Source organism: Flavobacterium sp. W22_SRS_FK3, assembly GCF_052113665.1.
Taxonomy (GTDB): domain Bacteria; phylum Bacteroidota; class Bacteroidia; order Flavobacteriales; family Flavobacteriaceae; genus Flavobacterium.
Window position 1 is genome coordinate 61351 of sequence record NZ_JBGQOF010000006.1, and the last position, 15821, is coordinate 77171.

The window sequence follows — 15821 nt, forward strand, 5'->3', positions numbered from 1 at the left end:
AAGCTTTAAGCCTTAGGCTATAGGCAGAAAATCGAACGAATAAAAGCTTAAAGCATTTGCTTAGAGCCTAAAGCATACAATAATGAACAAAGGAAAATTAATTGTTTTCTCGGCACCCTCGGGATCTGGAAAAACAACTATAGTAAGACATTTACTTAAACAGGAAGATTTAAATTTAGAATTTTCGATCTCAGCTGCTTCACGCGACCCACGCGGAGAAGAAGAACACGGAAAAGATTATTATTTTATTTCGCTGGAAGAATTCAAAAAACACATCAAAGCCGAAGATTTTCTCGAATGGGAGGAAGTATACCGCGACAATTTTTATGGTACTTTGAAAGCTGAAATCGAAAGAATTTGGGCTTTGGGGAAAAATGTGATTTTTGACATTGATGTGGCTGGCGGATTGCGCATCAAGCATAAATTTCCGGAACAGACTTTAGCTGTTTTCGTAAAACCCCCAAGTGTTGACGAATTGAAACGCAGATTAAAAGAACGTTCTACTGAAAGTGATGACAAAATTAATATGCGAATTGCAAAAGCATCTGTAGAATTGGCAACAGCGCCACAATTTGATGTGATTATTAAGAATTATGATTTACCAGTTGCTTTAGAAGAAGCACACCAGCTGGTGAAGGATTTTGTTTCAAAGTAGTTCTTAGTCCTTAGTTTTTTAGTACTTAGTCTGTGAAGTGGAATTAACCTATAAAATTTATGAGCGGGATTAAATCGTACAAGGAATTACTTATTTAGCAAAAGGGAATAAAAATTGTTGTTTTGGTTTATAAGCTTACCAGGAGTTTTCCAAAAGAAAATATATGCATTAACGAGCCAGTTAAAAAGAGCCAGTGTTTCAATTCCTTCAAATATTGCTGAGGGTTTGGGCGACTAACAGATAAATCATTCAATCATTTTTTGAATGTCTCAAGAGGCCCATTAAACGAAATAGAAACACAACTAATTATAGCAAAAGAATTAGAATTCATTTATGATGATCTCTTATTTAATGACATTATGTTTTTAATTGAAGAAGAAAGCAAAATGATAAATGTTTTTTCAAAAAAATTAAAAGAATAATCTAAAATTATACATTAGGGACTAAGTATTAAAAAAACTAAGGACTAACGAATAATAAACTAAGGACTAAAATGAAGATAGGCCTCTATTTCGGAACTTATAATCCCATTCATGTTGGTCATTTGATCATTGCCAATCACATGGCTGAATTTGCCGATTTAGATCAGGTTTGGATGGTGGTTACACCTCATAATCCGTTAAAAAAGAAAGCAACATTACTCGATGATCATCATCGTTTGCAAATGGTTTATCTGGCAACAGAGGATTTTTCAAAAATAAAACCTTCGGATATTGAGTTTAAGTTGCAACAGCCCAATTATACAGTCAATACACTGGCACATTTGCATGATAAATATCCAAACCATGAATTTTCATTGATTATGGGTGAGGATAATTTGAAAACACTTCACAAATGGAAAAACTACCAAGTACTTTTGGATAATCATGATATTTATGTTTACCCGCGTATTTCAGAAGAGCCGGAAAATACAGAATTAAAATCACATCCGAGAATTCATATTATCGATGCACCGGTTGTAGAAATTTCGTCTACTTTTATTCGGAACAATATTAAAAAAGGAAAGAATATCCAGCCGCTTTTACCTTCAAAAGTCTGGGAATATATTGATCATAATAATTTTTATAAGAAGTAAAAAACACAATATTGTCTTTGCCAGGAACAAAGCAATCTCTGTTGCTAAGTCGACAAAGATTAGCGCTGTTCGCGTAGTTTGTTACGGATATTTCTCCTTGGTCGAAATGAAAAATTGTGTGCAAAAAAACCTGAATTTCAAAATTCAGGTTTTTTAAGTTTTATGCCATAACGCTAATCTGAGATTTTACTCGTGATCGTATAGCGCTGAGAGATTCATTAACCAGAAGTTTTCCGTCTCTAAAAACTTCTTTCAATTCACCTTGTTTTTCTTCTTCCCAGGAAACATTATCGGTTAACTGATATTCTCCATCAATCAGATCAATTTTCATTAATCCTTTAGCCGATTTTTTAGTTCCGTCATCTGTAATTGGATCTTTGAAGATTGCTCTGCCCTCACCATCCACTTCGCCGTAAGTGGCTTTCATGGCAAAACCAAACGTATCTCTGGTATTGTATTGATAGGTAAACGAAACAATTCCTAAAACAACATTCGTAGAAGCGAAGCCTTTAGCTTTTAAACGCTCACAAATTTGGGTTGCTCTTGCAACTGTAATACTATCGCCGTAAATAGCGCCAATTTGCGGAACAAGCTCTTTATATCCTTTTGCATTGGTTGCTCCTCCAAAAACATCCCAAAGAAGTTCAATAACACCTTTCTTTTCTTGTTCTGTTTTTCCGTTCGAATTTCCGCAGATAATATCCACAGGATCGCCACTATCAGGTCTAATGACAACTTTTCCTTCTCTGGCAACAATATCATCTTTTAAACGCGGTAAATATTCGGTTAAAACCTTCCATAAATCCCAGGTATCAGAAACTATTGATACAATTCCTTTTGGATATACTTCAGTTATTAACCTTTTGAAGGTCTCGCATTCGCCCTCTGTAGTTCCCATGCACATTACAGAATGCTCTGTTGCAGCCACAAAACCTGCGATTAATTCGGTATCTGAATTAGCGTTGTAATATTCTTCGAAGAAATCAATTGCCGGAATCGTATCCGATCCTGTAAAACTTAGCAAATGACCAGCTGCAGAAGTTACTGCTGCTTCGATTCCGCCCATTCCCCTCATGGAGAAATCGTGTCCCTGCCAGTTGACAAAATCAGGAGCAGAAGAAGTTTCGTCAGCATATTTATCCAATACTTTTCTATATTCCCTTGCAATTGTAGCTGAGTTACAAGGCAGCCAAATTACGGCAGAAAGTAAAGTCTCGAAATAATTCGTCAGCCAGAAAAACTCGGGAATCGTATTGTACATTGTAAACATTGGCACTCTCAAAGGCACGCTTACGCCTTCTGGCAAATATAAAGTTTTATATTTCTCTAGTTATGCAATTTAAGATTTAACTTAAATCTTACACAAAAAATAGTTCAGCATAAATGATAAATTTAATGAGTAATACTTTATCCCAACTCATTATTTATGATTTTATAGTTGTCTTTTTAAGATGACAATGCAATTCTTACTTCTCTTGCAATAATATCATGAAACGTTTTTAAGTTATTGTTTTTCGCCGTCAATAAATAAACGTATTCTTCTGGAACATGAAAACTATTCCATACCAATTGTAATTTGTTTTTCTGTATAAATCTTCTTGCATTGCAGTTCCAGGTTATGGCAACACCAGAATTTTTAGAAAGCATTTCCAGCATTTCAAATTCTGAGGGAATGATATAATTAGGAATCATGGAAGGTCTTTTTTTATGGAAAGCATGAAGCCAAAATAATTTTATATGAGGAATTCTTGCATCATGTGAAAACCATTTTTGTTCGTTTAGCCAATGTTCAACTTCAGTAAGATTATCAGACTTCAGCTTCTGGCGAAATTCTGTTATATCCAGACTAGCAGGAGCAACCATAACCAATTTAATCTTTGCAACAATTTCCTGAATGGTATCAAATGTGTCATACTTTTTGGAAACAATTGCAAAATCCAGTTTTTTTGAATCGACTAATGAAAAAAGAGTGTCATCATCGGCAAAAGTGAAATCTATTAAATCAAATTTTGCAATTAGACTATTGCCAACACTGCTGAAAAGATGCTTTGATATACCTATAGAAATTAATCGGGTAGCATCTTCTGCTTTAGCCCTAAAGGTAGTTTCTACATTTTCAAGCCTATCGAGTGCGTCTATTATTAAGTTATTCAGTAACTTAGCGTATTCTGTTGCTTCTACGCCTTTTGACTTTCGGTTAAACAATTTATTACCAACATGTGCTTCCAGCATTGAAATTTGCTGACTTACCGCAGGCTGACTCATAAATAATTCCCTTGCAGCGATAGAAAAATTTCCATTTTTATAAACCGCTTTAAACGTTCTGTACCATTCTAAGTTTACCATGATATAGTTTTATTTATAACAAACATAGTTTATTTTATTTTTACAAATATCACTTAAGCTGTAAATTTGTTTAAAATTATTCAAATGAACAAAATTGTAGTATTTGCGATAATCGCTTTTACAGTGAGTAGCATTTCTGCTACTGCTCAAAAATTAAATAAAAAAAAGATGAAAAAAGTATTATTTGTGCTTACAAGCCACGACAAATTAGGAGATACAGGTGAGAAAACAGGATTTTGGACAGAAGAATTTGCTGCTCCCTATTATACCTTAACAGATCAGGGTTATACTGTAGAAATTGCAAGCCCTTTGGGTGGCCAGCCGCCAATTGACCCCAAAAGTAATGATCCGAGTGCTGCTACAGAAGACACTAAACGTTTTGATGCCGATGCAGGTTTACAGGAAAAACTAAAACATACCCATAAAATTGCAGAAGTAAATCAAAGAGATTTTGATGCAGTGTTTTATCCGGGTGGTCACGGACCAATGTGGGATTTGGCTGTAGATCAAAACTCTATTGCTTTGATTGAATCTTTTTATAAGCATAAAAAACCAGTAAGTTTTGTTTGTCACGCTCCGGCAGCATTAAAAAATGTAAAAATTGATGGTTCTTATTTGGTAAAAGACAAAAAAGTTACCGGATTTTCAAATACTGAAGAAGAAGCTGTTGGATTGACAAAAGTGGTTCCATTTCTATTAGAAGATGCCTTGAAAGACAATGGTGGCCAATATTCAAAAGGAGATGATTGGACACCTTATGCTGTGGAAGATGGTTTGTTGATTACAGGTCAAAATCCGGCTTCATCAAAGCTGGTAGCAGAAAAATTAATGGCACAATTAAAAAAATAAAAGATGTTAAACTTTGAATTATACAATCCGACGAATTTAATTTTCGGAAAAGGACAAATAGAAAAACTTTCAACTTTAGTTCCAAAAGATGCTAAAATACTTTTGGCTTATGGTGGTGGAAGTATTTTTAAAAACGGAATTCACGAACAGGTAATTGATAACCTAAAAGGTTTTGATATAGTAGAATTTGGTGGAATTGAGCCAAACCCGCATTTCGAAACTTTAATGAAAGCCGTTGAAGTAATAAAAGCTGAGAAAATCGATTTTATTCTGGCCGTTGGTGGAGGATCAGTCATTGATGGTGTTAAATTTATTTCAGCAGCAGTAAACTTTGACGGAAATCCAATTGATATTTTGCAAAAAAGAATCTTGATAAAAGAAAATGCAGTGCCATTTGGAACTGTTTTGACATTGCCGGCAACTGGAAGCGAAATGAACTCAGGATCAGTTGTAACTATTGAAGCAACTCAGGAAAAACTGGCTTTTGGCGGAAGCGCCATGTTTCCAAAATTCTCTATTTGCGATCCAACAGTTATTATTTCTTTGCCAAAAAGACAAATTCAAAATGGTGTGGTTGATGCCTACACGCATGTAATGGAGCAATATCTAACGTATTCGCATGAAGGTTTTTTACAAGATAGGATTGCCGAAGGAATTTTGCAGACTCTAATTGAAGTTGGTCCAAAAGTCGTAGAAAATCCATCAGATTATGCTTTGGCTTCCAATTTTATGTGGAGCTGTACAATGGCTTTAAACGGATTAATCCAAAAAGGAGTTCCTTCAGACTGGGCAACGCACATGATTGGTCATGAATTAACAGCCTTATACGGAATTGACCATGCGAGAACTTTGGCGATTATTGGTCCAAGTTTATACCATGTAATGTTTGATACCAAAAAAGAAAAATTAGCGCAATACGGAAGAAGAATCTTTAACTTAACAGGTTCTGACGATGAAGTTGCAAAAGAAGCTATAAAAAAAACGGTAGAGTTTTTCCACACTATGGGAATGGATACTAAACTTTCTCAATATACAAATGACTACGACAAAACAGCAGATTTTATTGTAAATCGTTTTGACGAAAGAGGCTGGAAAGGTTTAGGAGAAAATCAACTGGTGACTTTAGATAAAGTAAAATCAATTGTAGAGATGAGCTATTAATAAATAAATTCCAAAATTTTTAAAATTTTAAACTTCAAAGCTCTAAGTTGTGATATTGAATTTTGGAATTTTTTGATATCAAATGTTGGGATTTGGAATTTAGAAAAAGGGGCATTTAGAAAAAGGCGTTCTTAAACTATTTAGGAACGCCTTTTTACAATACTAAAACAAAACTAACTAACTCAAGTTTTTCTAAATTCATTTAAAAATCTAATTTATAATAAGTTACAACGTAAAGGTTGGGTTTTTATTGCGATAGAATAAAAATATTTTCATTTTTTTTAAAATCGCTGAAAAGCGTTGTATTTAAAGGTCTTTTTTAAAATTCTTAAACTACATTTTGTGATATTACTGCATTATTAAGTACTTTTGCTTTAAATTAATAAAATAATGAGCGAAAATTTAAAATTTGCGGTAATTGGAGGGGGGAGCTGGGCAACTGCTATTGCAAAAATGTTATGTGTGAATCTTCCTGAAATATCGTGGTACATGCGAAACGATGCAGCGATAGAGCACATTCAAAAATACAAGCATAATCCAAATTATTTAAGTTCAGTTGAATTTGATACTGCGAAGCTTAAATTAACCAATAATATAAATGAGGCAGTTGAATATGCAGATTACTTAATTTTTGCTATTCCTTCTGCTTTTCTAAATGCAGAATTAGAGCAGTTAACGGTTTCTCTTGAAAATAAGATTATCTTTTCGGCTATTAAGGGAATTGTTCCTGAAACAAGTTTGATTGTTGGGGAACACTTTCACATTCAATACGATATTCCTTACTACAATATTGGAGTTATTACAGGTCCTTGTCATGCTGAAGAAGTTGCTTTAGAAAGACTTTCTTATTTAACTATCGCCTGCGGTGATCCCGATAAAGCTTGTACAGTTGCCAAAACATTATCGAGTAATTATATAAAAGCTAAAATTTCAGATGATATTATCGGAACTGAATATGCTGCAATGCTGAAAAATATTTATGCCATAGCAGCCGGAATTGCTCATGGTTTAGGTTATGGTGACAATTTTCAGTCAGTGATGATGAGTAACGGAATCCGCGAAATGCGAAAATTCATCAAGAAAGTGCATAAAATGAAACGCGATATTAATGACTCAGCTTATTTGGGTGATTTATTGGTAACAGGATATTCAGTATTTTCAAGAAACAGAATGTTCGGAAATATGATTGGAAAAGGGTATACCGTAAAAAGTGCCATGATGGAAATGAGTATGGTCGCCGAAGGCTATTATGCAACCAAAAGTGCTTACAAATTAAATCAGGGTTATGGAGCTAAAACACCTATTATTGATGCAGTTTACGCTGTGTTGTACGAAGGTAAAAATGCCAAAACTGTTTTCAAAAAACTTACCGAATCTTTAGATTAAAAGAATTCAACTACATAAAAAAGATCCTTTTCTAAATTTAGAAAAGGATCTTTTTTATAAAAATATTTATTATTTGACTTCCCTTATAGCCGAAGCATCGATCCAGCCTTCTGTGCCATCTGTCAATTCTATTTTTTTCCAGTTGTCCAAGACTTCTTTTACGTAAACTTTAGATCCCTCATGTAATAGAAAAATGCTTGATCCGGCTTTTTGAGGTTCACTTCTCACCTCTGTCATTTCGGCAAAAACTATTGCAGGACGATCATTATTATAGTGATCTTTTTCGGTTATTCCTGCTGAAACAGTTAATACTAAAGCAAATAATAAGATAAACATTCCAATAAAATATATTCTTTTTGAAAGTGTAAGCTGTGAAAAATAATATCCAATGAAACTCAGCAAAAAAACAAATGCAATACCTACCGAAATCCAGGCCCAGATATTATAATTAAAAATACCGGTAAAGTTCTGAATCAGTTTGGCAAAACCAACTTTTGGCACTTCCTTAATTTCGTCAATGGTTAGTTTTTTGGCAAACTTCAGATTATTTAAAGTTTCGGCATCATGCGGTTTTAAGACAAGAGCCTTTTCATAATTATAAATCGACAGTGCCACTTTATTAAGTTTGTAATAACAATTTCCTAAGTTGAAATACAATTCGGCCGAGTGTTGCTTGTCTTCCTTAATAATGCTTTCATAAGTCTGCGCTGCTTGCTGATATTGCCCCTTTTGATATAAGGCATTACCCTTTTTAAAGCTGTCTTGAGCAAAGAAAACCTGTGAGATTAATAAAAAGAGATATAATATGTTTTTCATTTTCTATTTGTAATATTTTCAACTTGCGAACTTTAATGCAGCGAAAGCTAAATCAATTTTCTTAGTGAAAGTTGCGGTTAAAAAACTAAACAATTTGTTTTTCTAATTCTGATATAATTAAAACAGCCTTATCATAATCCTGTTGGATTGATGCACTAGATGCCGGAGCATAACGTGCAAATTCACAATTTTCGGTAAGATTTATAAAGCTTTGAACTGTTTCCGGATTAGAATTTCTGGATAATAGTAATTCTCGGATATTATCTTTGCTCATTTCTGAAGTTTCAATATGTAATTTGGCTTTCAGGAAATTATGCATTGCTTTTTCCAGGGCTATATAAAATGCTTCTTTATTGTTAAGTTGTTTTTTGGCCTGAGATAAATATTTCTTAGCCAGTTTATTATTCATTTTAATTCGATTACCGGTCACATCGCTGTCAATTGCCTCTTTTTTCTTCTTAGCAATGACAATTATCGGTAAAATCACGAAAGGCAGTAACAATAAGCTATAATATAAATCAGAGCCGTAAAAATCATCTTTTGCTGTCGAAACCAAAACAGTTTTTGATTTGATGTATTTAAATTGTTCCGATTTAGAAATTACATTTTTCGATGTGTGTGAAGCAACGGCTTCGGCCTGAGATGGACCATCCAAAACATCAATCATAATTTCTGGAGAAGTTATGGTTTTGTAACTGCCAGAATTTAAATCGAAATAAGAAAATTCCATTGGTTTTATAGCATATTTCCCCTTGTATTGTGGTATAATTGTATACTTGTCGGAAATTTTACCTGACATTCCTGCAAGTGATGTATTTACATTTTCATCATGAACCGGATCGTACATTTCTAATGCATTTGGCACAACAGGTTTTGGTAAGGTAAATAATTTCATGTTTCCTGTACCAGTTGCACTAACAACCAAATCAAGGCTCTCCCCATTTTTTAATGAAGTTTTTGAAGGGGTGACTTTAAAATCAAGTTTACCAACAGCACCTGTAAAGCCAATTGGTTTATTTGTTTCAGGAAGTCCTCTTACGTCAATTGTTTTGGCTCCGGCAGAAACTGTTTTGTTACTTTCAGTAATAATCATCTGCCCAAACATATCACGACGGTTCGTTGGAAGCTGAACTCCTATGTCTAAAGATAGCGGTTCAATAGTAAGTTTTCCTGGTTTTAGAGGGTATAAAATGGTCTTTTTAAGAACAACAAAATAACAACGTTCGCCTTTGTATGTGCCTTCTTCAATTTGCAGCTGTTTAATATCAATGTTCTGATTCCAAAAATCTTTATATTTTGGTTTGGCAAGTTCTTTAAAACCAGTTACACCAATTCCATAGAAGTACAATTTATAAACTACTGTAATAGGTTCATTTATATATGGATTTGTTTTTGAAATTTCTGCTACCAGATTTAAAACCTCATTTCCATTTCCTTGCTGTTGCTGCGAGTTAGGATCTCTTTCCTGAGCGACGGCATTGGTAACAGTTATTTTTATTGGAGATGTTTTGTAAACCTGACCATTGTATTCTATTGCAGCCTGTTTAATTGTCAAGGTGCCTTTTTGCTCAGGTAACAAAAAATATGAATAAATTTTCTGAAATGAACTTCTTCCATTTACCCAGGACTGACTTATTTGCTGGCTGGGTCCGCCTACAATTCTGAAACCCTCAAAAGAAGGCTGTTCGAAATTGTCTCCATCAACATTCATGATAAAGTCAATCCGAAGTCTTTCGTTAACTCCAAGCGTATTCTTGCTTACTCTGGCTTCAAATTGAACCTGAGCCATAAGTCCTTGAAAAGTGAATAGTAATAGAATTAAATATCTTTTCATTAATCGTTTAATCGTTTTTTTAGTTTAAATGTTTAATCGTAAATTCTACCAGTCTTTTTCAGTTTTAGTTGGTTTTCCTTTTACCTTTTGTGCGTTTACCTTATCCTGAATTTTCTTTTCTTCATTATTTACCGCATCTAATAGATTTTTAACTCGATCTTTTGAAATTCCTCCCGGCATAGGTTTTGGTTCTCCGTTATTGTTTGATTTATCATCTTTTTTCGGATCATTTTTACCATCTTTTTTATCCTTGTCTTTATCGCCTTTGTCGTCTTTCTTCTGATCGTCTTTGCCGTCTTTTTTGTCTTTATCCTTATTGTCGCCGTCCTTTTTCTGGTCGTCTTTTTTATCGTTCTTTTTATCCTTGTCCTTGTTTTTATCGTTTTTAGGAGGATTTTCTTTTAATTTTTGTTTGGCCAAAGCATAATTGTAACGGGTTTCATCATCAGTTGGGTCATTACGTAATGCATTTTTATAAGCTTCGACTGCCTGAGAATAATCTTTTTCCTTCATAAAAACGTTTCCTAAATTGTGAAAAGCCTTATGTTTCTGAGATTTTGTTCGGGCATTTTTAATAGCTTTTTCATAGGCAAGTTTTGCTTCTGATGCCTGATTTTGTTTGTAAATTGTATTTCCTAGATTATAAGAAGCAGCAGCTTTTTTAGGAAATTTTGATTGTGAAATTCTGTAATTTGCTTCTGCATCAACAAATTTATTCTGTTTATATTCTTCATTGGCATCTGGCAATGTTTTGTCTTTTTCCTGAGCTGAAACTGCCAAAGAAAAGGTTAGTAAAATATAAAGAAGTAAATTTTTCATTCTGTTTTTTATTTTTTTGTTCCAAATTTTATCAGAACAATTATTTCTTTTCGTTAAATAAATTCAACTCGTTTATCCAGTTTGTTTTTCTTTCCAGCAGAAAAATATCCAAAAACAACAGTAAGAAAGCAAAACCTAAAAACCATTGAAATTGTGATTGAAAATCGGCCATTTGCGTAGCTTCAAATTCTGTTTTCTGAATATTATCTAAGGCATTTTTTACATATTCCAGCACTTCTTTTGTACTTCCACCATAAACATATCCACCTTTTGTTGCTTTAGCAATCGTTTTTAGACCTTCCTGATTTAGTTTTGTAATAACAGTTTCGCCATTGTTGTCTTTTTGGTAGCTTCTAACTATTCCATTTTCTCTTAATGGAATGGTTCCACCTTTTTCAGTTCCAATACCAATAGTGATTATTTTCATCCCAATTTTATTGGCTTCTTCTGCAGCAGCAGAGGCTCCTTCAGAATGGTCTTCTCCGTCAGAAATTAAAATCAGCAGTTTGCTGGTTTTGCTTTTTTCATCAAAATAAGTAGATGATAACGTGATAGCTTCGTCTAACGAAGTTCCTTGTGATGAAACCATTCCGGGATTCATGCTTTGCAGGAACATTTTGGCTACACTATAATCTGTTGTAATTGGTAAAACCGGGAATGCGCTGCCGGCGTAAGCTACAATTCCAATTCTGTCGCTCCCTAAATTATTGATGATTTGTGAAACTAATTGTTTACTTTTTTCTAAACGACTTGGTGCCACATCTTCTGCAAGCATACTTTTTGAAACGTCAACAGCAAAAACAATATCTATTCCTTCACGTTTAACAGTTTCCATTTTAGTTCCAATTTTTGGATTAACCAAACCTATAATCAAACAGGCTAATGCCAAAAGAAATACTATTAATTTCAAAACCGGTTTAAATACAGAACTTTCCGGACTTAGTTTTTTGACCATTTCCAAATCACCAAATTCACGTTGTTTTTTTCTTTTCCAATACATATTAAAAAGAAATACACATACCAAAATTGGGATGAGAAATAATAGATATAAATATTTTTTTTCGTCTAATTCCATATAATTTTTTAAATTCCAAAAATTAAATTCCAAACTCCAATCTTTGCTGTTATTCTAAATATTAATTTTTAAATTTCAATTTTTTGTTGTTTTTTACTTTTTAAATTCCAATTTGTTATTTGGAATTTTTTAATTAAAAAAATTAAATAAAGCTTCTGTAAAGTGTGTTTCTTAAACCTATTTCTAACAACAGCAAAAATCCGGCGAACAAAACAAGTGTTCTGTATTTTTCATCATAATCGTAGAATTTTAATTCCTGGATCTCAGTAGTTTCTAGTTTGTTGATCGAATTGTATATCTCCGCCAATTTATCATTACTGGTTGCTCTAAAATAGGTTCCATCCGTTTTTCTGGCGATGCTTTTCAACAATTTTTCGTCAATTTCTACTTTTTGCATTTTGAATAAAAAACCGCCATTTGGAGCATATGCATAAGGAAATTCAGCCATTCCGTTGGTTCCAATTCCAATAGTATATACTTTTATTCCGTATTGTTTTGCGATATCCGAAGCAGTTTCAGGCTCAATGAAACCGGCGTTGTTTACACCATCAGTAAGCAGAATGATAACCCTGCTTTTTGCTTTACTGTCTTTAAGTCGGTTTACCGCGGTGGCCAGCCCCATTCCAATTCCAGTACCGTCTTGTAATACATTGTCGTATTTGATTCCTTTAATTGCCTCTAAAATAATGGCTTTATCGCTGGTAACCGGTGTTTTGGTATAGGCTTCAGAAGCGTATAAAACCAATCCGATTCTGTCATTTGGTCTTTCTTCAACAAAATCTGCAGCTACTCTTTTTAAAGCTTCCATACGGTTTGGCTTCAAATCTTTGGCGAGCATACTTCCTGAAACGTCAATTGCCATTACAATATCAATTCCCTTAGTGGTTTTTGTCTGATTACTGATATCAACCGTTCTTGGTCTTGCCAATGCAATGATTAAAGAACATAATGCAATAATCCTGAAAACATATAAGAAAGGTTTTAATTTTGTTAATAGTGATTCACTATTTTTAAAACCCTGAATTGAGCTCATTTTTAAAGTAGCAGATTGCTGGTTACGTTTCCAGAAAAACCATCCAATTGCAATTGGAATTAGTACAAACAGCCAAAAAAATTCCGGATTTAAAAAAGTTATTTTTTCCATTAGTTACTTGCTTTTTTAAGTTCAACAGAATTTAAAATTCTATCCGAAATATCATTAGCATACGTGTCTCCCTCTTCATGAAATATAGCAATTTGCTGTATACCGCCATCTTGTTTAAACATCAGGACTTCATAATAAAGTTTAGTGCTGGATTTGAGGCTTCCATTGATAAGATTAAAAGTTCCATAGCCTTTTATACCAGTAATCCCTTCTTTGGTTTCAAAATCTTCTTGTTTTACAATCATATCTTTAGCCCCTTGAGCTTCAATTACTTTTAAGTTTCCTTCAAGTGCTTTTGACAAATCAATTTCTGTCGGGTTTTTAAATTTTGCAGTAGAAACCGTAATATAAAAGTTATCCAATAAGCTTCCATAACCAAAGAGCTGCATTTCTTTAATTAAAGCCATTGCCTCTTTTGGCAACACTTTTTGAGTGTCAAGTCGTTTTAGGACCCTTGGGGTTTCAACTAAAACACCAGGATTTCCATATTCACTTTTCACCCATTCTCCTTCCAGTAGTTCTTTGGTTGGATGTCCGATGATATTATCTTTTACGTAATTAAAACCTTTTGTTACAATAAAATAAGTAGTAGTTGCTGTCAATAAAAAGACCACTGTAGCAATCGCAATGGTTATACGTTTGTTTCTTTTTTTCTTTAATTGAAGCTTGATTTGCTTTTGCTTTTGTGCCTCATTTAGCAGTAGATCTTCTTCCTCAGCTGGTACTTCAGTCGGAATAGCATTGTCAAGCGTTAAGATTGCTTTCTGAATTTTGTTTCGGTCTTCGGTAATTTCAAATTCTAAAGGTTTTGATTTTGCAAATTTTACCAGATCGGCCTGTCTTAAAACACGTTCCAGATTTTCAACTGTTTCAGGAGTCAGGCTCATTTTCTTTTTGGTAGAAGCTGTTTTAAGCCCCTGAATCAATTCAGAAGTTGTGCTTTCCATAGCCGGAATGTGGATCGCTTCTTCAATATAATTACGGGCAATGTCTGTTAACTCACTGTAATACTCTTTTATTTCACCTTTTTGCCAAAGTTCTTTTTTCTCCAGTACGTTTAATAAACTGGTCGCTTTTTCAATTGGAGTTTTATAAATTTCTTCCTCAATTTTTTTCTGCTGGCGTTTTTTAATGAACCAATATACAAAAGCACCAATTGCTAAGATTAATAAAAAACCTAAAAGATATTTCCACCAATCTCCAATTCCGTTGTCAACAGTAGAAATATCTTTGATGTCGTACATTTTTTGTTGTAAAGTGTCTACTTTTACACTGGCAACTTCAACCCGAATTGAGTCTGTTAGATAGGGTTTTTTATCAATCAAAATTTTGATGCTCGGAATTGTATATTTTCCGGAATCAAATTGAGTTAAGCCATATTTTTTAATCAGTTCGTAGTGGTCATTTTTTTTGACAGTATCAATTGGATACGATTGAATTACTTCTAAAGCACCAATGTTTTTTAGCTTAGGAAAAACAACTTTAGATTTTGAACTCACCACGGTTTTAAGCGTTAACTTAAACTCGGCACCAATTTTATTTTTTGTAGTATCAATACTTGTTTCTACTTGTTTTTTTTGTGCAAAAACAGCTGAAGAAAGTAAAAATAAAAATATGTAAAATTTTAATTTCATTTGATTTTTGATTTCAGATTTTAATCTAAAATGAATACTTAAATGCGTGATCCATTTTTAAGCAAATTTTTATTTTATGATATTTAACTCAAATTAATCTACTCTAAGAACTCTAATGTTTGAAGTTATCTTGATTTGAAGTAACCCAAAAGTTTTGTTACGTAATTCTCATCAACTCTTGTATTCACTACTCCTGCACCAGATTTACTGAAAATATCTTTGAAATAATTTACTCGCTCCTGATAATGTTTTTCGTAATTCATCCTTACTTTTTTGGAACCCGTATCAACTAATTGGATTTTACCGGTTTCAGCATCAAGCATTGTTACCATTCCTAAATTCGGGATTTTTTCTTCACGGATATCATACACACGAACGCCTGTAATATCATGTTTTTTAGAAGCAATTTTTAAAGTATGCTCATAATTTTCAGACATGAAATCTGATATCATAAAAATGATGGCTTTCTTTTTTTGCGTCCCTGATAAGAATTTCAAAGCCTGAGCGATATCTGTTTTTTTACTTTTCTGTTCAAATTCGATTAATTCTCGAATAATTCTCAAAACATGCGAACGTCCTTTTTTTGGAGGAATATACAATTCGATAATATCCGAAAACAATATTAAACCTATCTTATCATTATTTTGTGTAGCCGAAAAAGCCATCGTGGCTGCAATTTCAGTCACGATGTCTTTCTTAAACTGACTTTTTGAGCCAAAACCTTCAGAACCAGAGATATCAACCATTAAAACCATGGTCAATTCGCGTTCTTCTTCAAAAACTTTTACGTGGGCTTCATTATAGCGTGCGGTTACATTCCAATCGATGTTACGAATATCATCGCCATATTGATATTGACGCACTTCGCTAAAAGTCATCCCGCGCCCTTTAAATGAAGAATGGTACTCTCCCGAAAAGATATGATTGCTCAGTCTTTTAGTCTTGATTTCTATTTTCCGTACTTTTTTTAAAAGCTCTTTTGTATCCATTTGTGATTTGGTTTACGGTTGTTGGTTGTTGGTTAATG

Annotated in this window: 14 protein-coding genes and 1 pseudogene; 6 read left to right on the top strand and 9 right to left on the bottom strand. The window is 33.5% G+C overall.

Annotation, left to right across the window (positions count from 1 at the left end; all coding sequences use genetic code 11):
* The first annotated feature begins 82 nt into the window (after positions 1-82).
* From gmk to nadD, 3 genes and pseudogenes are all read left to right on the top strand, one after another.
* Positions 83-655, top strand: a complete 573-nt coding sequence (gene gmk, locus ACEN2I_RS07490; protein WP_441765476.1) for a guanylate kinase — start codon at positions 83-85, stop codon at positions 653-655.
* Between the two features lie 117 nt (positions 656-772).
* A pseudogene (locus ACEN2I_RS07495) lies at positions 773-1077 on the top strand (four helix bundle protein).
* Between the two features lie 71 nt (positions 1078-1148).
* Complete coding sequence (gene nadD / locus ACEN2I_RS07500) at positions 1149-1730, top strand: nicotinate (nicotinamide) nucleotide adenylyltransferase (protein ID WP_441765477.1); 582 nt, start codon at positions 1149-1151, stop codon at positions 1728-1730.
* Between the two features lie 160 nt (positions 1731-1890).
* On the opposite strand, the gene ACEN2I_RS07505 is transcribed toward nadD, so the two are convergent.
* Positions 1891-3036 (bottom strand): nicotinate phosphoribosyltransferase, encoded by a 1146-nt coding sequence (locus ACEN2I_RS07505; protein ID WP_441765478.1) that lies wholly within the window; start codon positions 3034-3036, stop codon positions 1891-1893.
* Positions 3037-3176: 140 nt separating this feature from the next.
* Positions 3177-4076, bottom strand: a complete 900-nt coding sequence (locus ACEN2I_RS07510) for a LysR family transcriptional regulator (protein WP_441765479.1) — start codon at positions 4074-4076, stop codon at positions 3177-3179.
* Positions 4077-4160: 84 nt separating this feature from the next.
* Here ACEN2I_RS07510 and ACEN2I_RS07515 point away from each other — a divergent pair, with 84 nt between their 5' ends.
* The 3 genes from ACEN2I_RS07515 to ACEN2I_RS07525 all read left to right on the top strand — a co-directional run bounded on the left by ACEN2I_RS07515 (position 4161) and on the right by ACEN2I_RS07525 (position 7472).
* Positions 4161-4925 (top strand): type 1 glutamine amidotransferase domain-containing protein, encoded by a 765-nt coding sequence (locus ACEN2I_RS07515; RefSeq protein ID WP_441765480.1) that lies wholly within the window; start codon positions 4161-4163, stop codon positions 4923-4925.
* A gap of 3 nt (positions 4926-4928) precedes the next feature.
* A complete protein-coding gene (locus ACEN2I_RS07520) occupies positions 4929-6086 on the top strand; it encodes an iron-containing alcohol dehydrogenase (RefSeq protein ID WP_441765481.1) in 1158 nt (385 codons plus the stop codon).
* A 390-nt stretch (positions 6087-6476) separates the two neighbouring features.
* Positions 6477-7472 carry an NAD(P)H-dependent glycerol-3-phosphate dehydrogenase gene (locus tag ACEN2I_RS07525; protein WP_441765482.1) on the top strand — a complete coding sequence of 332 codons (996 nt, stop codon included), beginning with the start codon at positions 6477-6479 and terminating at the stop codon, positions 7470-7472.
* Positions 7473-7541: 69 nt separating this feature from the next.
* On the opposite strand, the gene ACEN2I_RS07530 is transcribed toward ACEN2I_RS07525, so the two are convergent.
* The 7 genes from ACEN2I_RS07530 to ACEN2I_RS07560 all read right to left on the bottom strand — a co-directional run bounded on the left by ACEN2I_RS07530 (position 7542) and on the right by ACEN2I_RS07560 (position 15783).
* Positions 7542-8288, bottom strand: a complete 747-nt coding sequence (locus tag ACEN2I_RS07530) for a tetratricopeptide repeat protein (RefSeq protein WP_441765483.1) — start codon at positions 8286-8288, stop codon at positions 7542-7544.
* An 85-nt stretch (positions 8289-8373) separates the two neighbouring features.
* Positions 8374-10122: a BatD family protein gene (locus ACEN2I_RS07535; RefSeq protein ID WP_441765484.1), complete on the bottom strand. Its 1749-nt coding sequence runs from the start codon at positions 10120-10122 to the stop codon at positions 8374-8376.
* Positions 10123-10167: 45 nt separating this feature from the next.
* Positions 10168-10941: a tetratricopeptide repeat protein gene (locus ACEN2I_RS07540; RefSeq protein WP_441765485.1), complete on the bottom strand. Its 774-nt coding sequence runs from the start codon at positions 10939-10941 to the stop codon at positions 10168-10170.
* Between the two features lie 40 nt (positions 10942-10981).
* Complete coding sequence (locus ACEN2I_RS07545; RefSeq protein ID WP_441765486.1) at positions 10982-12016, bottom strand: vWA domain-containing protein; 1035 nt, start codon at positions 12014-12016, stop codon at positions 10982-10984.
* 142 nt (positions 12017-12158) lie between these two features.
* Complete coding sequence (locus ACEN2I_RS07550) at positions 12159-13160, bottom strand: vWA domain-containing protein (protein WP_441765487.1); 1002 nt, start codon at positions 13158-13160, stop codon at positions 12159-12161.
* A complete protein-coding gene (locus ACEN2I_RS07555; RefSeq protein WP_441765488.1) occupies positions 13160-14794 on the bottom strand; it encodes a hypothetical protein in 1635 nt (544 codons plus the stop codon). The genes ACEN2I_RS07550 and ACEN2I_RS07555 overlap by 1 nt, the downstream gene beginning before the upstream one ends.
* A 125-nt stretch (positions 14795-14919) precedes the next feature.
* Entirely contained in the window at positions 14920-15783 is an 864-nt protein-coding gene (locus ACEN2I_RS07560) for a DUF58 domain-containing protein (RefSeq protein ID WP_441765489.1), read from the bottom strand.
* Positions 15784-15821 lie beyond the last annotated feature (38 nt).